Genomic DNA, 19810 nt, shown 5'->3' with positions numbered 1-19810 from the left:
AACATTATTTACCTAATAAATATAAATTAGAAGTCAGGCCAAGTTGCATGTACCCCTTGGTTTTACCGGCAAAATTCTGGGCCATATAGCCCGCCTGCAGGTTGGTGGCAGTGGTAAATTGATATCCCAAGGCCGTGTAAAAGCGGTTCCGGTCGTAAGGACTGGATTCAAATTGATGCAAGAATAATTCATTATACACCGCGCCAAATACGGTTTTGGGCTGCATTACGCGGTTATTGAAAGGTATGGTGGCCATCAGGCGGTAACGGATCCGATCCCTGTAGCGGTCCCCCACAAAACGCTGCTCCAGTCTTCCTCGGTGCTCGATAGCCACCCGGCCAATGGCATGAAAATGCATGACCTGTTGCCAGATGCGGTGCTCCACCACTTTGTCAGCCACCACATCCTCCGGAGGGTAACTTTCTATATAGCCATAACCGGCAGTCAACCAGGTTTTCTGATTGAGGTGGTAATTCAGGCCGCCTCTAATTAGCAGTTGCTCTTCTTTGGCGGAGATGTCATAAAAACGGTCCTGGATTTCGGTGTGCAAGCTCCACTTTTCGTGAAACCTGGTCCTGTTGAAAAACATCAGCCAGCCCCCAACTTCATTGTTTACTAGGCTTTGGCTGTAAACATCCAGGGTTAGTACCAGAAGTCCGGTAAGGAGGAGAAGTCGTTTCATAAACTTTAACTTACTTGAAAGGTTAATTTTGAACAAAATTACTACCTTAATAACTATAATACTGTGACATATTGTACATGCAGTCTCAAATAAGGTATGAATGGTACAGTATAAAAACTTTACTTTAGCTTGTCTTAAATGATTAAATTAGGTTTGAATTCAATGCGTTTAAATAAAAGGAAATCATTTTCTTTTATTCCAATATTAATAATGTGTTTTCTCTCTTTGGCTCAGGTTTCTTTTGCGCAGGAGGTGGAAATAGAAGTGGATGCAGAGGATAGGGAGAAAGCCATCCGGTTGACCGATCAGGGGATCTCCCAAATCGAACGAGGCAACTATCCCGCTGCCATCAGAGATATAGAGGATGCCATTTCCATTGACTCCACCTTTCATCCTGCCTACATCAACCTGTACTCGGCTTACATCAACACTCAGGGCGATAAATCCAACTTGATAAAGCTTCTTGAAAAAGGGAATAGGGTCTTCAGGGAAGACGATGAGCTCACATATTACCTTGGGTATGTGTATTATGAAAAAAATGAATTGGAAAAGGCAATTGAGCTTTTCAGCGAAGCCATACGCTACAGTAAAATAAACGGGGAGGACTTCCCGCTGGTATATGCCTACCATTTCAACCGAGGGAATGCCCACCTCAAGCTTGCCCGTTACCAAAAAGCCGTGGAGGACTTCAGCTATGCCCTCAAGCTCAATCCCGACCATCCGGACATCCTGGTCAACAAGGGGATAAGCCATTATAGGCTAGACCAGAAGAGCCAGGCATGTAGAGATTGGCGGAAATCGGTGGAAGAGGGCAGTGATACCGCTACCAAATATATCAACCAGTTTTGCAGGTGATTTATATAGATGATTTCTGAATTAGGAATTTATAGTAAATATTACAGAATAATGTATGTAAATTTGCCACCTGCCTAAAAAAGCAAACGTTTCAGGATATGAATATAGTCATCGCTGGGGCCGGGGACATGGGATACCATCTGGCTGAGCATCTGAGTTACGAAAACAAGGACATCATCTTGATTGATACCGAGAAGGATATTCTGGAAAACATTTCGAGTAGATTAGATGTGTTGACCGTTTGGGGGGATTCAGCCTCCCTGGATATTTTGAAGAAAGCCAATGTGGGGCAAGCCAGTTTGGTGCTTGCCGTCACCACCTCGGAGAAAACCAATATCGTAACGGCCATGCTTGCCAAGCAGTTGGGTGCCAAAAAGGTGATCGCCAGAGTAAGAAACCACGATTACCTCGAGCCTGACAACCAAAGCTATTTTCATAACCTGGGCATAGATTCCATCATTTCGCCTTCCATGCTCTGCAGTATAGAGATTTCCCGAATGATGAAAAACTCTACTTTTTCGGATGTGTTTGAGTTTGAGGGTGGAAAGCTGAACGTGGTGGGCATTACCTTGGACCGCAACAGCCCGCTAATCAACAAAAAACTTTCCGACTCAAGTACCAACCCCATTTTTGAGGATATCCGAATCATCGCCATCATCCGTGACCAGCTTACCATCATTCCACGTGGGGATACGGTGATCAGAAGCAATGACCATGTGTTTTTTATCAGCAACAAAAAAGCGGTGGATTCCATCAAGGAATTAATTAACCATAAAGAAGTCCCCATCCGCAACATCATGATGATCGGGGGGGATGATTTGGCGTACAGCACTGCCTTGAGGATGGAGAGTAATTACAGGCTGACGCTGATACACAAAGATAAGGAACGATGCAAGTGGCTAAGCGAAAGGCTTTCGGAGACCTTGGTGATTCATGGTGATTATAAGAACATTGACCTGCTCATAGATGAAGGCTTGGAGGAAATGGATGGTTTCCTTGCCTTGACGGAAAGCTCCGAAACGAATATCATCACCAGTCTGAGTGCCAAAAACCACGGGGTTTACAAAACCATCGCCCACGTGGATACCCGTGAATACATCCACATCTCCCACAGTATAGGGGTGGATTCCCTGATCAACAAAAAACTTGTGGCGGCCAACCAGGTGAGTAGATACCTTAGAAAGGGCAAAGTGGAAGCGGTAACCGGGATATATGGTGTGGATGCAGAATTTGTGCAATATGTAGTAACCAAAAATAACAGGTTGACCAAAAAGCCCATCAGAGAGCTACATTTTCCAAGCACAGCTATCGTGGCCGGGGTAATCCGGGGGGAAAATGTCTTTATTCCTGATGGGGATTTCAGATTGGAGATGCATGATAAAGCTATCGTATTTGCCCTGCCGGCAGCTCAGCCTATTTTGGAAAAACTGTTTAATTAGATTATGATTCATTACACCGCAATTGGGAAAGTGATGGGAGGCCTATTGATGCTTTTGGCCGTACTGATGGTACCCAGTATCCTTTTTTCGTGGTATTACGATAGCCGTGATCTGATGCCCTTAGCCCATTCTGGGTTGATCAGCGGTGGTTTTGGTGCTCTGCTCTTTTTCAGTTTTAAGCGTGAGGACAATCTTATTAGGAAGCGTGAGGGGTACCTAATCGTGGCGTTGAGCTGGCTTTTCATGTCTGTTTTTGGAATGCTTCCCTACTTGTTTAGCGGTACGATCTCCTATTTGCCGGATGCTATATTTGAAACCGTTTCTGGACTCACCACTACAGGTGCCACAATTTTAGAGGATATCGAAAGCATGCCCGTAGGAGTGCTTACCTGGAGAAGCATGACCCAGTGGATAGGCGGATTGGGGATTATCGTATTGACGGTAGCCATATTTCCGCTTCTCGGGATTGGGGGGATTGAGCTTTTTGTGGCCGAGTCTCCGGGTCCGACTTCCGACAAGCTCCATCCCAGGATCCGCGAAACGGCAAAAAGGCTCTGGTTTGTATATGTTGGGCTTACTGTGTTGGTCATGATCCTCTATCGAATTGGCGGGATGGATCTGTTTGATGCGGTAAACCATGGGCTGACGACTATGGCTACCGGAGGTTTTTCGACCAAAAACGCCAGTATGGCTCATTTTGATATTCCGTTTATTCATTATGTAGCTATCATTTTCATGTTTTTGGCGGGTACAAACTTCACTTTGATTTACCTGGGCTTAAAAGGTAAGTTTAACAGAGTGTGGGCCAGTGATGAATTTAGGGCATATTTTACCACAGTGCTTTTTTTCATATTGGTGCTTACGGGACCTATATATTATTTTTCAGGCACTTCTTTCGAACAGGCTTTTCGGGATTCGGCGTTTCAAATCATTTCCTTGATTACCACCACAGGGTATGTGACGGCCGATTACACAGCCTATTCCGACGAAATGGTCATCATCTTTTTCATGTTACTATTTGCAGGGGCCAGTGCAGGTTCCACAAGCGGTGGAATAAAGTTTATTAGACACCTGACCTTTGTAAAAAACAGTTTGTTGGAATTTAAACGTATGGTTCACCCCAGGGCAGTTGTTCCCTTGAAAATCAATGGGGAAAGAGTAACCGGAAAAGTGATCACCCACATCATGAATTTCCTGCTGATTTACCTGGCTATTTTTGTGATAGGTAGCATGGTCATGTCTTTTGCGGGGTATGATATGTTGACTTCCTTTGGCTCTGTGGCTACAAGTTTGGGGAATGTCGGCCCTGCTGTGGCTTTGGTTGGCCCCATGGATAATTTCGCTTTCTTTTCACCTTTTGCCAAATTATTCCTTTGTTTCCTCATGCTTTTGGGAAGGCTGGAGCTGTTTACCATTCTTGTATTGTTCTCTCCATATTTTTGGCGTGCCAATTGATTGAATAGGCTTGATAATTTGAAGATGAGCAGGGTTTTGCTTATTTTAAGAATTGAACCGCAAAGAACCATTTTATGATTTTAAACTATCAAGTAATAGCAGTATTTACTGACAAAACCCTTGAGTATACGGGCAATCCTGCAGCCTGTTTTTATTTTAAAAGTCCCCTTGATGATGAGCAAATGCAGAAGATCGGCACCAAGGTCAGGCAGCCGGCTTCTACCTTTCTATGGCCTGCAGAGCAGGAGGGGCATTTTCATGTGAGATGGTTTGCTGTGGATGAGGAAATCAACCTTTGCGGACACGGGGCCGCTGCTGCCGCGATATTTTTGGGCAAGAAATTCAATAGCCATGAGCCCTTTACGCTTCACCACCGCAAAGGGACCGTAAGGGTACAGTGGCAGGAAAATGATACTTTTATCATCGAGCTGGAGGCAGTCCACCTTATCAAGGAAATTGAAGTTCCAGCAGCCATTGAAGAAGGATTAGGTATTCCCATCATGGCCATGTATGAGACGGATGGGAAGCATATCATTTTGGTGGAAAGCGAGAGTTTGATCAAAAAAATGAACCCAGACTTTGCTAAATTGAGAGGTTCTGATATTTATAGTTACGCTATAACTGCACCGGGCAAAAAAGCCCATTTTGTGAGCAGAACATTAGTGCCTCATTATCACCAGTTGGAGGATCACGCCACGGGTTCATCCCATGCCGCTTTGGTTCCCTTTTGGTCCAAGAAACTTATGAATGACGAGATGACCGCGCTACAACTCAGTGATAGGGGAGGCAGGTTCAAATGCCGGTTTAGGGAAGACCGAAACAAAGTCTATCTGGAAGGCAGGTATCAGATATTGGAAACCTGTACGGTAGAGATTTAGGCCTTGGGTAAAGTAAAATAAAAGGTGGTGCCTTCTCCTTCTACGCTGTTTAGGGAGATGGTGCCATTGTTTTTTTCAATCAATTCCTTTGACAGTAGAAGCCCAAGGCCGCTTCCTTTTTCTTTTTTGGTGCCTACGGTGGTATAGAAATTTGTCCCAAAGATTTGGTCCATATTTTCTGCGGCAATCCCTACTCCGGAATCGGAAATAAGAATCTTCCAGCTTTTGCCCAAGTCCTCTGCTTCCACACTGATCTCACCGCCTTCAGGGGTAAATTTCAGGGCATTGGTCAATAGATTACGCATCACGATGTCAATCATCCCACGATCTGCTTTTACCAACACAGAATCATCGATTACATTCACCAGCCGGATGTTTTTCTGCAGGGCGATTTGGTTTAGGTGATCTTCATTATCATCAAAAATACTTTTTATCCTCACAGTTTGCTTTAACGGACGCATTCCCTTCATTTGGGATCTTGACCACATGAGCAGGTTTTCAAGGAGAATACTGTTATTCCCTACATTTTGACTGATCAATGGAAGGATTTCCCTAAACTCCTGCTCGGTCAGGTCCTCTTCCTCTATCAATTGAATCAAGCCCCTTAAGCTGTTCAAAGGACCTCTGAGGTCATGGGCGAGGATGGAAAAAAGTTTATCCTTGACCATGTTGAGGTTTTTGAGTTCTTCGGCTTGGCTGGCAATTTCCTGTTTTTGGGCATTGAGTTTGGCTAGGTTCAATCTTTCCTGCTGATAAGAGCGATAATATATAAAGATCATGCAGCCGGAAAGGAATAGCAGAAACAGAAGCCCGATGTTAATCAGTTTTTTTTTGCTGGCCTGCTCTTCTTGGATTTTTCGATCCAGTTCCAGCGACTTGATTTCAGCCTCCTGTCTTCTTATTTTGAGGTTGGTGAGGTAACTGTTGGTTCTTTCATCCAAGAGTTGGTCTTTTCCGTCAATATAAGCCTGTTGATATTCAAAAGCTTTATCGTATTGTCCATAACTTGAATAAATCTCTGCCATGAGGTAATAAATGGACAAAATTGCTTCTAGGGAAGGGGTATGTTGATGGATTTCCAAAGCCTTATGGGCATATTCCATTGCCTGTCTGGTATTGCCGTTTTGATAATGCCATTCGGCGAATCTTTTAAAGGCAGTCATTTCCCCTCTGGTGTAATTCCCTTTGACATGTTCAAAATAAAGTTCATAATCTTGATAGGCTCTATCAAAATCCTTCAGTTTAAGGAAAAAATCTCCACGGAATAATATGGATGTCAGGTAATTCCGGTCGATGTGGTTTCCACGGATCTCCATGGATTTGTCAATGGCCTGAATGGCATCAATGTATCTTTCCAATTTATTATATACGGCACTGAAACCTATATAGGTATAGCCCAAGCCTTCTTGATGATCGATGGACTTAAAAATTCTCTCCGCTTCTTTGTAGTATTCCAATGCCTCGGTAGGATGTCCTTGGTAATTTAGGATTTGGGCAATGTTGTTGAGTGCATAACCTTCCTCTTTTTTATTGCCGATTTCTTTGGAGAGCACGAGGGCGTATTCGTAGTATTCCAAGGCTCTTTCGTGAAGGTCCAGGTTTCTGAACACCACCCCGATCCTGTTGTAGTTTTGAACTAGAAAATCAGCCTCATTCAGCACTAAACTTAATTGGATGGCCTCTTTGTAGAATTTCTGTGAGCTATCGGTATTATGGATCAGCCAGGCAAAATCTGACAGTAACCTTAACTTGGCATGGTCATCTTTTTCTTGTTGGATTTGCTCATAGAGCTCTTGTGGATCCGTGTCCGGGATCTGTGCAAAAGCCAGTGAGGAAAGCATGCAGAGAAGCAGAAGAAACGCGGGCTTCAAAGAAATGAATTTTGTCAAAGTAAAAATGCTTTTGCAGTTATTTGGTATCTATTTGATAACCTTGGGTTTATTTAAGATTATTCAATCTTATCGCAATTTATTACTTTGCCTATTTTCTGCAAAACATTTCTTCTTTATTTTATTAGTTGCGCCTGTATTTTTGCAATCCTGTCCTCGAGGGTTTCTGAAGTCAGCGTGGCCCGCAGCCTATCCACCATGATGGGGAAAGCAAATGGGGTAAACCTGCGGGTGTGGATGAGCTTGATTTCCTGTTGGTTGATTCTGTCTATAGCTTTTAATAGGCGGTCTTTCTCCATCTGCATGGAAAGGGCCTCGTCTTTTGCCTGTTGGAGCAGCAAGTTGTCGGGGTCATATTCGTCAAACACCCCAAAAATAATTCCCGAAGTAGCCTGTAGGTGTCTATTGGTAATGGGCTTGCCTGGATATCCCTGAAAGATCAATCCTGCGATGGAGGCTATATCCCTGAATTTCCTTTTGGCCATCTCACTTTCATTGATACTGGCAAAAATATCCTCCATGAGGTTTTGTGTGCTGAAAAGATCCTCGGCAAGGGCATCCTCGATAGGGATATCACTATCCGACAATAGCTCAAAACCGTAATCATTCATGGCAATGCTAAAGCTTATAGGATATGAAACACTGATCCTATAAGCCACCAAGGCGCCCAATACCTCGTGGACAAACCTTCCTTCGAAGGGGTAAAAAAATACATGAGAACCTTCTTTCGAAATGCTTTTTTCGATCAACAGGGTTTTTCTGTCCGGTACAAGGGAAAGTTCCTGCTGCAGCTCAAGTATGGGTTGGATGGTTTGCACCTCGATGGATTTCTTTCTGTCCGAAACCGCATTTTCCAATTCCTCCCTGAGCATTTCCGACATCTGTGATGAAAGGGGCAGGCGTCCTCCCATCCATCTGGGAATGATGTTGGTTTTTTTCTTGGATCGCCTGACGAGCACGCTCATTTCCTTCAGCTGCACATATTCCAGGCTTTTACCAGCAAAGAAAAACACATCGCCTTTGTTGAGTTTGGCAATAAAGCTTTCTTCCACCACACCTAGGTAACCTCCGGTCATGTATTTGACCTTTAGCATGGGATCACTCACTATGGTGCCCATGGAAAGACGATGACGCATGGCGACTTTTCTGCTGTTGACTTTGTAAAGTCCATGCTCCATCACCTCAATTTTTGAGAATTCTTCATAGCTGCCCAGCGATTTCCCTCCCTGGGTGACAAACTGAAGCGCCCAGTCAAATGCATCTGTGGTGAGGTTTCTGAAAGCATGTGTACTTTTTAACATCGTGTAAAGCTTTTCCTTGTAAAAACCCTCGCCCACAGCAATGGTCACCAAAAATTGACACAATACGTCATAGCTCAGCTCGTGGGGATGCTGGACTTCAAAACGCTGCTCGGCAATTGCTTTGCGGAGGGCACTGCCTTCAATTAATTCCAGGGAGTGGGTAGGTACAAAGAAAATCTTGCTGGGCAAGCCCGGTTGGTGACCGGCCCTTCCCGCCCGTTGGGCAAATCTGGAAACCCCCTTTGGGCCACCGACCTGGATCACCGTATCCACCGGTCGAAAATCAACACCCAAGTCCAAGCTGGAAGTGCAGATGACGAGTTTGAGCTTGCCCTCATGCAGGGCCTGCTCCACCCAGGACCGGACCTCATTATCCAGCGAGCCATGGTGCATGGCCACGAGGCCTGCCATCTCGGGGTATTTGTCCATGAGTTTCTGATACCAAATTTCCGTTTGGGATCGCGTATTGGTGAAAAGTAGAGTGGTTTTGCTTTCCTCTATGATGGGAATGATTTTGTCAATAAGTTTCACGCCCAGATGCCCTGACCATGGATATTTTTCCACCTCATCGGGCAGGATGGATTCCACAATTATTTCCTTATCAATATCGGCTTTAATTATAAATGGGTTTACCTCACTTGGCCCCATGAGGGTGGTATAGGCCTGTTCCATGTTTCCTATGGTGGCTGAAATCCCCCAGGTTTTGATGGGAGAGGGGGCAATGTGACGAAGGTAGCTCAGGGCCAGTTGGATCTGCACGCCTCTTTTGTTGGCCATGAGTTCATGCCATTCGTCAATAATTATGGTCTTTAGGCCTTTAAAAAGCTGATGGTTGTTTTTTTGGGCAAAAAGCAGATGGAGGCTCTCAGGTGTAGTGATGAGACACTCTGGCATTTTCTTTTTTTGCGCCTGTCGTTCCTTGGGACTGGTATCACCATTACGGATGCTGACTGTCCAGGGCAGGCCTATTTCTTCGCAAAGGGTGCTCATGGCTTTTTGGATGTCTTTTGCCAGTGCCCGTAATGGGGTTACCCAGATGATTCGCAAGCCGTTTTTTTGGGGAGTTTGCCAAGTGCCTGGATTTTCCTGTATGTATTCTAGCAGGGCGGGTATCCAGAGGGAATAGGTTTTCCCGCTTCCTGTAGGAGCATTCAAAATCCCGCTTTTTTCATTCAGATAAGCTTCCCAGGTTTCATATTGAAAGGGAAAGGGTTTCCAGCCCTTCTGGGCAAACCAGCGTTCAATTACCTCAAGCGGTTTTTCCTCCATATAAATTTAATAGCTCCTTTAAATCTGTTAATGTGTTTGCTTCCTCTGGGTTTTTATCTTTTCGCCACCTTGCAATTCGCGGAAATCGTAAAGCAATTCCAGATTTATGCCTGCTGCTTTCCTGGATTCCTTCAAATGCAATTTCAAAAACCAGTTCGGGTTTTACCGTTCGAACAGGTCCAAATCTTTCCTTGGTGTTTCTTTTGATAAAATTATCAATCTGCCGCAATTCAGCATCTGTCAAACCCGAATAGGCTTTGGCAAAAGGGACCAGCTGTCCATCTTGCCATACGCCCAAGGTGTAATCAGAATAGAGGTCTGCCCGCCTTCCGCTGCCTTTTTGGGCGTAAAGCAGAACACCATCAATGCTTAGCGGCTCAATCTTCCATTTCCACCAATCTCCTCTTTTTCTTCCTACACCATAAGGGGAATCTAGTCTTTTCAACATCAGCCCCTCCGCCATCACGGCTCGGCTGTCTTCCCGGATATTGGCCAGTTCTTGCCAGGAGCCTCCTTCCACCACCTTGCTCAATTCCAGCTTCTGATGGCTTATGTTGGACTTCAATTCCTCCAATAATTTCCTTCTTTCCACCAATGGGCTGGTCCTGATGTCTGCTCCCTGCCATTCCAAAACATCGTAGGCTATGAAAGAGATCGGGGCGTCTTTCAATATCTTTTTGGTTAGGTTTTTTCGGCCTATCCGGGTCTGGAGGATCCCAAAGGTCAACGGATAACCACCCTGAAATGGAATGATTTCTCCATCCAAGACGGTTCCCTCGGGCAATTCTTTTCCCAGGTCCAAAAGTTCTGGGAATTTTTCGGTCACCAGCTCTTCTCCTCGTGACCATATGTAAACTTCTCCTTTGCGGTTGATCAACTGGCCCCGGATGCCATCCCATTTCCATTCCGCCAAATATAAGGACACCTCATCGAGATTGTCCTCCGGCTGTTCAACGGGATGGGCCAGGTAAAAGGGATAGGGGCGGGAGAGGTTGTCTTCCCTATTTTCTTCAATGAGCAGTTTTTCAAAACTCGTCTTGTCTGGATCCCAGTTTCCCATGATTCTATGGGCCACCTCCGTTTTTTCCATTTCATATACTTCAGCCACAGCTCTGGTGACCAGATTCTGGCTCACCCCAACCCTAAAACTCCCTGTAATGAGTTTGGTGAAGACAAACCTTTCCTGCTTGTCGAGCACGCTCCAGGCCCAGGTGATTTTTCCTTTCTTTTCCTCATCTTCCAACCCCTCCATACCCAGCAAATAACTTATCCAAAAATGAAGTGGCTTGTCTTCCCGGCCTTTTGCAGGTGGGAGTAATAGACTGATCGTCTCGGCCAAATCGCCGACACTGTGATAGGATTCCTGAAAAAGCCATTCAGGGATCCCGGCGATTTCCTGACACCAGATCTTTAGCTTTGTCGTGGTGACCTGCCTCTTTGGTCGTTTGTGGGTAAAAAGGGCCAAAGACCAAAGCTTGTCTTTATCCTCTGCCTGTGAGAAATAGCTATGAAGCGCTTCTAGTTTGTCTGAGGTTTTGTTGGTTTGATCAAGAGCGGTAAATAGTGAAGCGAACAACTTCATCTTAGTGGTTTCTTAAAGCATCAATGAGTTCTTCCTTGCTCATCTTGGAACGGTTTTCAATGCCTATTTCCTGGGCCTTGTCATAAAGTTCCTCTTTGGTCCACTCCTCGTATTTTGGTGACTTTCCACCCTTTTTGCCTGTTTTGGAGCTATCGGAATTGGCAATACGTGCGGATTTTTCCTTTGAATATCCCTGATCGCGCAAAGCCTCATATTGTTCCTCGTTTTTTACACTGGGTCTTTTATCTTTAGCCATATTTGGTAAGGTTGAAGGTTAAAAATTAAAATTTACGCTGTATGCCAGTTGGAGACGGAAGACGGGAGACCGAAGACCGAACCTGGGACCGAGGACCGTGGGGGACAGGCGATAAAGCGTATATAACAATAAAGTAACTCTGATTGGATTAAAACGTTTACAAAAAGAAATTACATCAATTATGATTCGGCTGCATATTATCCTCGCAATTCTACTTTTCGGCTTTTTTTCCTGCAATACAGATGAAGAAGAAATCTATACCGGACGTGAGCTTCAATACCAATTGTTTCCAGGCAGTGAATTTGACTTTTCTGGGGTGGCCACCGTACGGGAGTTGATTAGGGGAGGAGTGGAGCTGCAAATCCAGCTGGAAGGGCAAAAAAGCAATGATATTTATTACTACCCTGCCCATTTGCACTTTGGGGAAGCTTCGGAGGCCGGTGCCAATATGGCCTATATGCTCAACCCAGTAGATGCCAGGGCATTGTTGAGTATTACAAGTTTTCGCTATCTCACGGATGGGACTGAAATGAATTTTGAAAGATTTTCAGATTTTAATGGACATATTAAGATTCATTTGGCCGAAGATGGGCCTGAATATCAGGTGATTTTAGCCTTGGGAAATGTAGGTAGTAATACATAAAAACCACAAATAAGTATAAATGATTATTAAATAGGATGGATTGTAAAATTTATTTGAAAAAAGGCTTATTTAAAGCAATAATAAATAATCTACCTGGATGAATTTAATCTGAAAACTGGTCTGGTCATTGCCATAATCACAGTAATTCCTTAAAATGTTATAATTAATTAAGCGTTTTATATATTAAAGCAAATTTTTAATTATTAAGTCATTTTTCGGACTGCATTATTTTATAACCCTTATTAAATAATTGATTATGTTTAAGCCAGTTTACCGTTTCATTGGAAAGCCTTTGACGCTTTCCGCATTTTGTCTGGCCATAATGGCCTCTGGATGTCAGGATAGTCTTGACGAACAACACATGAATCCTGATAACCTCGATGCTGAGGAAGAATTTGTGGGTTACCTGAATGGTGACATAATTCCAGGACAGTATATCGTCATATTAAATGAGCAGGGGATTACTTTTCGAAAGGATGGCACTTATGCCGAGATCCAAGCTGCCATGAAAAAAGGAGCCTCAGACCTTTTGTTAGGGCACAAAATAGGAGGGGAAAACCTAAAAGAAGTTTTTGGAGCATCTGTTGAAGGATTTTCTGTCCGTATGACGGATGAGGAATATGACAGGGTAAGCCAGGATCCTAGGGTAAAATACATAGAAGAAGACCGGATGATGGCCGTATCCCGTCCAAGAAGAAATCAGTCAAATCGCTGGGATAATAGTGGGCCTACCAATACGCAAGAAGTATCCTATGGTGTGACCAGGGTAGGAGGGGCGACCTCTTATACAGGTGATAATGTCGCCTATGTATTGGATTCAGGAATTGACTTGGATCATGAGGATCTAAATGTGAATGCTTCCAGAGGATTTAACGCTTTTACAAGCGGGAGCGATGCAGAAAGCCTGAACGATGAAAACGGACATGGAACCCACGTAGCCGGGATAATCGGAGCACTGGACAACAATGTCGGTGTAGTTGGAGTGGCTGCCGGTGCGCCGGTAGTGCCTATTAAGGTATTGGATGCTGGTGGAAGCGGGCCTTATTCGGGTGTGATTGCCGGGATTGATTTTGTCGCTGCCAATGGAAATGCAGGGGACGTAGCCAACCTAAGCCTTGGTGGCCCAGGTTCCAACGCCATGGATGATGCGGTGATAGCCGCGGCCAACAAAGGTATTTATTTTGTACTGGCGGCAGGTAACAATAATAATGATGCTGAGCATTACAGTCCAGGAAGAGTGAATGGCCAGAATATCTATACCATTTCGGCCATGGATTCCAGGGATAGATTTGCATCCTTTTCCAATTACGGTAATCCTCCAATTGATTATTGCGCACCGGGGGTAGGAGTAAATTCAACTTGGTTGAACAATCAATATAGAGTTATGAGTGGGACATCAATGGCAGCCCCCCATGTGGCAGGTATCAGATTGCTGGGAGAAATAAACAGCGATGGCCGGGTGAGAAACGATCCGGATGGCAACCGGGATATAATTGCGGTAAAATAGAATTTTCAAATTTTTTGATAAAAGTCACTTCGAAAGAGGTGGCTTTTTTTTGTTATATGGCTATAATAACCATAAATAAATTTTAATCCATTGATATTTAATAATTTAGCAGTAGATGTATATACATAATTTGTCAGGATGAGCTATTTTTGGAATAATCTTATGTTAAAATGTGGAAAACTTTTTTAAAAAATTTTAAATAGGGCCAAAACTTTATTATTTTCATTTAAAAGTTAAACTGGTTGAAAAAATATTTTGAAAACAGAAGAAGTATTGTCATAATTTCAATAAATATTTGGTTTTTTAGATAGGAAGTGTTTTGGGTGGAAATTGTATGGTTTGGTTTTTGCCAACTATTTTTTCATAATTACAATCGGATACAAAATATTGTATCACTAAATTTATTTTAACACCCTTTATTAACTAAATGTATGTTTAAACCAGTTTACAGATTTATTGGAAAGCCGGCAGCGCTTTCAGCTTTTTGTCTCGCACTTGTAATGTCGGGTTGCCAAGACAACATGGATGAGAAAAACCAACTTGAAGTTGAAGATCTTATCGCTTTTTCAAATGGAGACCTGATTCCAGGTCAGTATATTGTGGTTCTGAATGAAAGTGGGATTTCATTCAGAAAAGATGGTAGCTATGAGGAAGTTCAGGCAGGCATGAGAAAGGATGCTTCCAACCTTTTGGCAAAGTACCGCATCAGCGGAGAGAATTTACGCGAAGTGTATGGGTCAACTCTTGATGGTTTTGCTGCTACTTTGACTCAGGCGGAATTTGATCAGATAAAGTCCGATCCTAATGTGAAGTATGTAGAACAAGACAGGTTCGTGGCTTTGGCTCCTCCTCCGGGCAGAGGTCCAGGAGGAGGTGGGGGAGCCACCGGCCAGACTGTACCTTACGGCATCACTAGAGTAGGTGGACATGCAAATTATACGGGTAACAATGTAGCCTATGTGTTGGACACCGGTATCGAGTTGGATCATGAAGACCTTAACGTGGATGCTTCTAAAGGTTTTAACGCCTTCACAAGTGGTAGAGATGGTAATTCTTTAACGGATGGCAATGGTCACGGTACTCACGTTGCCGGTACCATTGGAGCGATCGACAACAACATCGGTGTAGTAGGAGTAGCCGCCGGTGCGCCTGTAGTTCCGATTAAAGTTCTTGACTCCAGAGGTTCTGGTTCTTATTCTGGTGTGATTGCAGGGGTAAACTTTGTAGGAGCCAATGGCAAAGCCGGTGATGTAGCCAACATGAGCTTGGGCGGTCCAGTTTCCCAAGCCCTTGATGACGCTGTTTTGGCTGCTTCAAACAAGGGAATCTGGTTTGTGCTTGCCGCTGGAAACGAAAGCAGAGATGCCAACCTTTCCAGCCCTGCTAGGGTAAATGGCACTTATATCTATACTATATCTGCGATGGACTCCAACGACAGATTTGCTTCCTTCTCCAACTGGGGCAACCCTCCTGTAGACTGGTGTGCACCGGGTGTGGGGATCAATTCTACTTGGATCAGCAACAGCTATAGGTCTATAAGTGGTACTTCCATGGCCGCTCCTCACGTAGCAGGAATCAGATTGCTAGGTAATGTAAGGCAGGACGGAAATGTTCAGAATGACCCTGATGGCACTCCTGATAAGATTGCCGTAAGGTAATCTGGCTTGGCAATATTAAAAGGCTGTTTTCCTTTATTGGGAGGACAGCTTTTTTTGTTTGGTCCAAGATAAAATTTGTATTCAAACCAAATATTATGTTTCAAATACAAAAAAACGCTAAATGTGCTAAAAAAAATGTGGTATAAATTTGCTTGTTAAAATTCTTTAATTTACATTTATATCACTAAGCAAATTAACTTTTTCATTTGTCACTAGCAACGTGAATGGCCCCAGAGGTCATTCACATTTTTTTTGCATATTTTTTTTGGAGCGGAAGTAAGAGATCCTCTAGTCCATTCAGCTTGATTTCGTACATTGTGCTAAGCCACATGCCTAACTTTCCATCGGGAAAACCTTCCCTTTTCATCCATACTAAATAATGTTCGGGTATATCACAAATAAGAAATCCCTTATATTTCCCAAAGGGCATCCGTTTGGTGACCACTTCTACTAAGACTTCATTTTCCATTGGGCTAAGGTAATTCTATTTGCTTATTTTGAAGCAAGCAGATTATGAATCAACAGACTTTATTTAGATTAATCCTAAATTTTCTATAAAAAGAACAATGATTGAGAGCTGTCGTTAATAAGTTATAACCAAAAACAGAGAAACCATGAAACCAATTAAAAAAGAGTCAGCTATCAATGAATGTCCTATCTGTCATGCTTCTGCAGTGGAACCATGCAAAAATCCGGAAAAGAAAGCATCCAGAGAATGCCCAAGAGTAAAGTAGGGCTATTAAGGATATTTAAAAGAGTAAGAAAAAGGTACCGCAAAATAGGCTAACTATTTTGCGGTTTTTCTTTTTAAGGAAATATGCCCAGATCCATGTAACTGATCGAGATTCTTTCAAGGGCAAGGACAAACCCTGCGATTCGGAGATTTTTTATATTTTTCTTTTTCCTTAACTCGTTCATGTTGTGATAGGCGTTGACCATCGTTTCTTCCAGTCCGGAATCAACCAGGTCTCTTTCGCTGGCACCTTTGATGATCGTCTCCCTTTGCTTTTCGGAAAATTTATATCCTGAGCTTTCTTCCATGATATCAACCAGATCGGAAAACTTCTGCTTTTCATACCGTTTTTGCAGCTTTCCAAACGAAACTCTAGAGAGGTTTTTTAGCCATTCAAAATAAGATACAGTGACCCCACCGGCATTTAAGTAAAGATCTGGAATGACCATTACGTTGTTTTCAGTAAGAATTTCCTCAGCTTCCCAGGAGACTGGGCCATTAGCTGCCTCTGCAATAATTTTGGCTTTAACATCTTTTGCATTGTCTGATGTGATTTGATTTTCCAATGCAGCAGGCACCAATATATCGCATTCATAAGTCAATAGATCCGTTGATTCTTCGATAAACTTCCCTTTTTTGTATCCTTTGAAGCCATCGTTTTCAATTTTATAGCGATGGATTTCCTGTACATCAATTCCATCCTCATCGTACAATCCGCCATTGTATTCAGCAATACCGATAATCTTGGCTCCTGCTTGCTCCAAGTACATGGCGGTGTGGTAACCCACATTACCCATACCTTGTATAATGATCTTTTTGTCTTTCAGTCCCGTCTTGAGCCCTAGTTTTTCCATGTCCTCTTCCACACTCACAGCTTCTCTTAGGCCAAAAAAGACCCCTCGGCCAGTGGCCTCCGTTCTTCCCGGAATGCCGTGCAGGGAAAGCGGCTTGCCTGTCACACAGCCCTTGGCAGTAATGGAATCCGGGTGGAAAGCCATATAGGTATCGGTAATCCAGCCCATTTCCCTGGCACCTGTTCCGTAATCAGGGGCAGGAACATCGATGGCTGGGCCAATAAAATTCTTTTTGATCAATTCTGAAGTGTAGCGTCGGGTGATTTTCTCCAGTTGGGTTTCTGTATAGTTTCTGGGGTTGATCTTCACGCCTCCTTTTCCTCCGCCATAGGGTATTTCCACTAGCGCACATTTGTAAGTCATCAATGCTGCCAGTCCTTTGATTTCTTCCACATTCACTTCCTCGCTATATCGGATACCGCCCTTAACCGGGACTTTGTGGTGGGAATGCTGAACTCTGAAACCTTTTATGACTTCTTTTGAGCCATCATCGTTTCTTAATGGAAAGTTGAATTCATAAATGCTGTTACATTCCTTGATTTGTTGCACCAGGGCCTTGTCCAAGTCAAGATGCTTGGTGGCTTTATCTACGAAATGATTTACTTCATCAAATAGGCTGTAATCATTGTTTTCTGACATACAGATTGGGTTTATATGTGAAATTTTTTTTCTGTTATAGATATCCGCAACCTGCAGCAAAAGGCAAGTAGTTCTCTATTCTTTAACTGTCGGGAAAGAAGACCGAAGCCTGCCGTCCCTATCGGGAGGTAACCCTGACTCGGCAGAGGCAGGACCGAAGTAGCGCGCCATTTTGGCAATCACCCCTCATTGCTTTAACAGGTTCTGTTGTGGATTAAATATAATTTCTATGATAACTCCTAGAAGGAAATTCTGTTCGGGACAATATCCAAGTGAACACTGGCAGCACCTCAACAATGAAAAATGGCATCCCTATTCACAAAAAAAGCCGGAATATAAATTCCGGCCTAAAATTTCCAATTTTATAATATCAATGCACAGATGGATTTAGAATAACGTTTGGGTAAGTACAAATCTGTCTTTTCCGATAGTCCAACTTAGTGTAAATCCGAGAAAACTCTGTGTCCTTTTTTTAGGAAGACGTTTTCCGTCTCCCGTCTTCGTTCTTCTGGCTATTTAATTAACTCAACCATGCCGCCCAGGGTATTCTGGACAAAATCAGTAGGAGGCCAATGCCGTAGAACACATAGATGCTTCTGTACCTATTTCTGGCAAAAGAGATCTTTTTAGCCCTGCTATAACCTACCGTGATCAGGATAACTGCGATTAGCCCTACCAGTGGGTGCTCTAAAGCGTAAAGTCTAGAAGTAGCATCTCCCATGGTGTGGCTTCCGAAATTGGAAACACCCAGTGGGCTGACAAAATACAACACCAAGCCAGCTAGAAGCTGAATGTGCGTAGGAATAAGGCCGAACAAGCCGAATTTTTGGTCTTTAGCTGTAAATTCTCTGTTTGAGAGAGCTCCAAACAGCGCATATAGAAAACTGATGGTAATGCCAATGATGACCAAGTAAGCCAAGTAGGAGTGAAGGTGCAAAAATCCAGTATACATCTTAATTAAGTTGATTAAGGCATAAAAATAAGTGATTTTTTCCAAATACCTTAATCACTTTTATAAAAGGCGGTTTTTATCCTCCGGCTCTTCGATGTCTGTTTGGCTAAACAGATAGCCAAAAGGGTTTAATACAGGCACATGGCGGCAAATTACCGTGATCATTCCAAAAACTGGTATGGCCAGCACCATGCCAATTACCCCCCAAAGCTCATTACCCAAAATCACCGACAGGATGATAAAAAAGGGATGGACATCCACCTTGTCTCCCAATATTATGGGCTGCAGGATGTAGCTGTCCACAAATTGGGCAATGAGGAAAGTGACCGTAATTCCTATGAGCGTGCCGGATCCTCCATCAGCCAGCAATCCCAAACTCAAAGCTATCACATAACCGATCATGTTTCCAATAAATGGTATGATGGAAAGAACAGCTGCAATCAAACTGATAACAAAGGCATTTTCCAAACCTGAAATCAACAAGCCTGTGAAATACATCCCCGTCAGTATGGCCATCAAAAGCAGCCTTCCGGCCAAATAATGCCTGCTCACTTTGGAGCTTCTAGAAATGATTTTGGAAACTTTTGATCTTTTTTCACTAGGGATAAAGCGAAGAATAAATTCCTTAAATCGTCCCCTAAAATGGATAAACATAAAAACATAGACTAAGGTCAGCAACACGTTTGTAAGTGATGTCATGATGGTGGATACCACACTCATGGCCTGCTCTGCTGTTTCCTCCTCTTCGCTGGGATCAGATTCATCTTCACCTTCTTCTTGATCTTTTTCATCCTCAGGTTCTGGAGTTACCTCATCTATTTGTTCTTCCTCAAGCATGGTATTATCGGCTAGATAGGTGCTGAATTCCTCCATTTTTTCGAACATGGTGGATTTCATTTCTTCCCAGTCTTCTGCAAAGTCTTTTATCTGAAGAAAAATCAAGGCAACTATGCCACCGCTTACCAAGACCAAAACAAGTGTACTGCTAATGGTGGCCCACACTTTTTTCATCCCCCACTTTTCAAAAGCATAGGTAATGGGAAGCATTAGAAAGGCCAATATCATGGCAGTAACCAAAGGAGCCAAAAATGGCTTGGAATATGCAATTCCTTGGAATAAAAAATAGGTGCCGACAATGAATAATGTTGAATAAAAAAGTACTTTTTTTCCTTTCTCCATAAATTAAAAATGAGTGACACTACATGTTTCTATAGAAAA

16 protein-coding genes are annotated in these 19810 nt (G+C 43.3%); 7 read left to right on the top strand and 9 right to left on the bottom strand.

Annotated elements, in window-relative coordinates; all coding sequences use genetic code 11:
• Positions 1 to 4: 4 nt before the first annotated feature.
• Positions 5 to 682 carry a DUF2490 domain-containing protein gene (locus tag KIH41_RS03905; RefSeq protein ID WP_213945293.1) on the bottom strand — a complete coding sequence of 226 codons (678 nt, stop codon included), beginning with the start codon at positions 680 to 682 and terminating at the stop codon, positions 5 to 7.
• 210 nt (positions 683 to 892) lie between these two features.
• Here KIH41_RS03905 and KIH41_RS03900 point away from each other — a divergent pair, with 210 nt between their 5' ends.
• The 4 genes from KIH41_RS03900 (at position 893) to KIH41_RS03885 (ending at position 5309) form a co-directional block, all read left to right on the top strand.
• A complete protein-coding gene (locus tag KIH41_RS03900; protein WP_214161574.1) occupies positions 893 to 1537 on the top strand; it encodes a tetratricopeptide repeat protein in 645 nt (214 codons plus the stop codon).
• A gap of 98 nt (positions 1538 to 1635) precedes the next feature.
• Positions 1636 to 2976 carry a Trk system potassium transporter TrkA gene (gene trkA / locus KIH41_RS03895; protein WP_213945295.1) on the top strand — a complete coding sequence of 447 codons (1341 nt, stop codon included), beginning with the start codon at positions 1636 to 1638 and terminating at the stop codon, positions 2974 to 2976.
• A gap of 3 nt (positions 2977 to 2979) precedes the next feature.
• The gene (locus KIH41_RS03890; protein WP_213945296.1) at positions 2980 to 4431 is read left to right on the top strand and encodes a TrkH family potassium uptake protein; all 1452 of its coding nucleotides are present in this window, start codon (positions 2980 to 2982) and stop codon (positions 4429 to 4431) included.
• Between the two features lie 74 nt (positions 4432 to 4505).
• Entirely contained in the window at positions 4506 to 5309 is an 804-nt protein-coding gene (locus KIH41_RS03885) for a PhzF family phenazine biosynthesis protein (protein WP_213945297.1), read from the top strand.
• Here the strand turns inward: KIH41_RS03885 and KIH41_RS03880 are convergent.
• The 4 genes from KIH41_RS03880 to KIH41_RS03865 all read right to left on the bottom strand — a co-directional run bounded on the left by KIH41_RS03880 (position 5306) and on the right by KIH41_RS03865 (position 11606).
• Entirely contained in the window at positions 5306 to 7180 is a 1875-nt protein-coding gene (locus KIH41_RS03880; RefSeq protein WP_214161573.1) for a tetratricopeptide repeat-containing sensor histidine kinase, read from the bottom strand. The two genes, KIH41_RS03885 and KIH41_RS03880, sit on opposite strands and share 4 nt — an antisense overlap.
• 134 nt (positions 7181 to 7314) lie before the next feature.
• Complete coding sequence (locus KIH41_RS03875; protein ID WP_214161572.1) at positions 7315 to 9768, bottom strand: ligase-associated DNA damage response DEXH box helicase; 2454 nt, start codon at positions 9766 to 9768, stop codon at positions 7315 to 7317.
• Positions 9749 to 11350: an ATP-dependent DNA ligase gene (locus tag KIH41_RS03870; protein WP_214161571.1), complete on the bottom strand. Its 1602-nt coding sequence runs from the start codon at positions 11348 to 11350 to the stop codon at positions 9749 to 9751. Before KIH41_RS03870 ends, KIH41_RS03875 begins: the two co-directional genes overlap by 20 nt.
• A 1-nt stretch (position 11351) precedes the next feature.
• Positions 11352 to 11606, bottom strand: coding sequence for a DUF7218 family protein (locus KIH41_RS03865; RefSeq protein WP_213945301.1), 255 nt, complete (start codon positions 11604 to 11606; stop codon positions 11352 to 11354).
• A 181-nt stretch (positions 11607 to 11787) separates the two neighbouring features.
• Between KIH41_RS03865 and KIH41_RS03860 the strand changes: the two genes are divergently transcribed.
• From KIH41_RS03860 to KIH41_RS03850, 3 genes are all read left to right on the top strand, one after another.
• On the top strand, positions 11788 to 12249 hold the full coding sequence (locus tag KIH41_RS03860) for a hypothetical protein (protein ID WP_214161570.1): 462 nt from the start codon (positions 11788 to 11790) through the stop codon (positions 12247 to 12249).
• A gap of 256 nt (positions 12250 to 12505) precedes the next feature.
• Complete coding sequence (locus KIH41_RS03855) at positions 12506 to 13756, top strand: S8 family serine peptidase (protein ID WP_246538944.1); 1251 nt, start codon at positions 12506 to 12508, stop codon at positions 13754 to 13756.
• Positions 13757 to 14187: 431 nt separating this feature from the next.
• Positions 14188 to 15414 (top strand): S8 family peptidase, encoded by a 1227-nt coding sequence (locus tag KIH41_RS03850; RefSeq protein ID WP_214161569.1) that lies wholly within the window; start codon positions 14188 to 14190, stop codon positions 15412 to 15414.
• A gap of 241 nt (positions 15415 to 15655) precedes the next feature.
• Here the strand turns inward: KIH41_RS03850 and KIH41_RS03845 are convergent, their stop codons facing one another.
• The 4 genes from KIH41_RS03845 to KIH41_RS03830 all read right to left on the bottom strand — a co-directional run bounded on the left by KIH41_RS03845 (position 15656) and on the right by KIH41_RS03830 (position 19771).
• Positions 15656 to 15883: a DUF3820 family protein gene (locus KIH41_RS03845; protein ID WP_214161568.1), complete on the bottom strand. Its 228-nt coding sequence runs from the start codon at positions 15881 to 15883 to the stop codon at positions 15656 to 15658.
• A 338-nt stretch (positions 15884 to 16221) separates the two neighbouring features.
• Positions 16222 to 17640, bottom strand: a complete 1419-nt coding sequence (locus KIH41_RS03840) for a Glu/Leu/Phe/Val family dehydrogenase (RefSeq protein WP_214161567.1) — start codon at positions 17638 to 17640, stop codon at positions 16222 to 16224.
• A 520-nt stretch (positions 17641 to 18160) separates the two neighbouring features.
• A complete protein-coding gene (locus KIH41_RS03835) occupies positions 18161 to 18592 on the bottom strand; it encodes a hypothetical protein (RefSeq protein WP_214161566.1) in 432 nt (143 codons plus the stop codon).
• A gap of 60 nt (positions 18593 to 18652) precedes the next feature.
• The gene (locus tag KIH41_RS03830; protein WP_213945307.1) at positions 18653 to 19771 is read right to left on the bottom strand and encodes an AI-2E family transporter; all 1119 of its coding nucleotides are present in this window, start codon (positions 19769 to 19771) and stop codon (positions 18653 to 18655) included.
• Positions 19772 to 19810 lie beyond the last annotated feature (39 nt).

Origin of the sequence: Litoribacter ruber (assembly GCF_018500185.1) — a bacterium.
GTDB lineage: Bacteria > Bacteroidota > Bacteroidia > Cytophagales > Cyclobacteriaceae > Litoribacter > Litoribacter ruber.
Note: the sequence above shows the minus strand (reverse complement) of the source record. Positions and strands in the feature narration are given on the sequence as shown.

What these genes read in the sequence shown, in the direction of transcription:
- KIH41_RS03905 (WP_213945293.1), bottom strand. Translation starts at nt 682, where the DNA reads ATGAAACGACTTCTCCTCCTTACCGGACTTCTGGTACTAACCCTGGAT.
- KIH41_RS03900 (WP_214161574.1), top strand. Translation starts at nt 893, where the DNA reads ATGTGTTTTCTCTCTTTGGCTCAGGTTTCTTTTGCGCAGGAGGTGGAA.
- trkA (WP_213945295.1), top strand. Translation starts at nt 1,636, where the DNA reads ATGAATATAGTCATCGCTGGGGCCGGGGACATGGGATACCATCTGGCT.
- KIH41_RS03890 (WP_213945296.1), top strand. Translation starts at nt 2,980, where the DNA reads ATGATTCATTACACCGCAATTGGGAAAGTGATGGGAGGCCTATTGATG.
- KIH41_RS03885 (WP_213945297.1), top strand. Translation starts at nt 4,506, where the DNA reads ATGATTTTAAACTATCAAGTAATAGCAGTATTTACTGACAAAACCCTT.
- KIH41_RS03875 (WP_214161572.1), bottom strand. Translation starts at nt 9,768, where the DNA reads ATGGAGGAAAAACCGCTTGAGGTAATTGAACGCTGGTTTGCCCAGAAG.
- KIH41_RS03870 (WP_214161571.1), bottom strand. Translation starts at nt 11,350, where the DNA reads ATGAAGTTGTTCGCTTCACTATTTACCGCTCTTGATCAAACCAACAAA.
- KIH41_RS03865 (WP_213945301.1), bottom strand. Translation starts at nt 11,606, where the DNA reads ATGGCTAAAGATAAAAGACCCAGTGTAAAAAACGAGGAACAATATGAG.
- KIH41_RS03860 (WP_214161570.1), top strand. Translation starts at nt 11,788, where the DNA reads ATGATTCGGCTGCATATTATCCTCGCAATTCTACTTTTCGGCTTTTTT.
- KIH41_RS03855 (WP_246538944.1), top strand. Translation starts at nt 12,506, where the DNA reads ATGTTTAAGCCAGTTTACCGTTTCATTGGAAAGCCTTTGACGCTTTCC.
- KIH41_RS03850 (WP_214161569.1), top strand. Translation starts at nt 14,188, where the DNA reads ATGTTTAAACCAGTTTACAGATTTATTGGAAAGCCGGCAGCGCTTTCA.
- KIH41_RS03845 (WP_214161568.1), bottom strand. Translation starts at nt 15,883, where the DNA reads ATGGAAAATGAAGTCTTAGTAGAAGTGGTCACCAAACGGATGCCCTTT.
- KIH41_RS03840 (WP_214161567.1), bottom strand. Translation starts at nt 17,640, where the DNA reads ATGTCAGAAAACAATGATTACAGCCTATTTGATGAAGTAAATCATTTC.
- KIH41_RS03835 (WP_214161566.1), bottom strand. Translation starts at nt 18,592, where the DNA reads ATGTATACTGGATTTTTGCACCTTCACTCCTACTTGGCTTACTTGGTC.
- KIH41_RS03830 (WP_213945307.1), bottom strand. Translation starts at nt 19,771, where the DNA reads ATGGAGAAAGGAAAAAAAGTACTTTTTTATTCAACATTATTCATTGTC.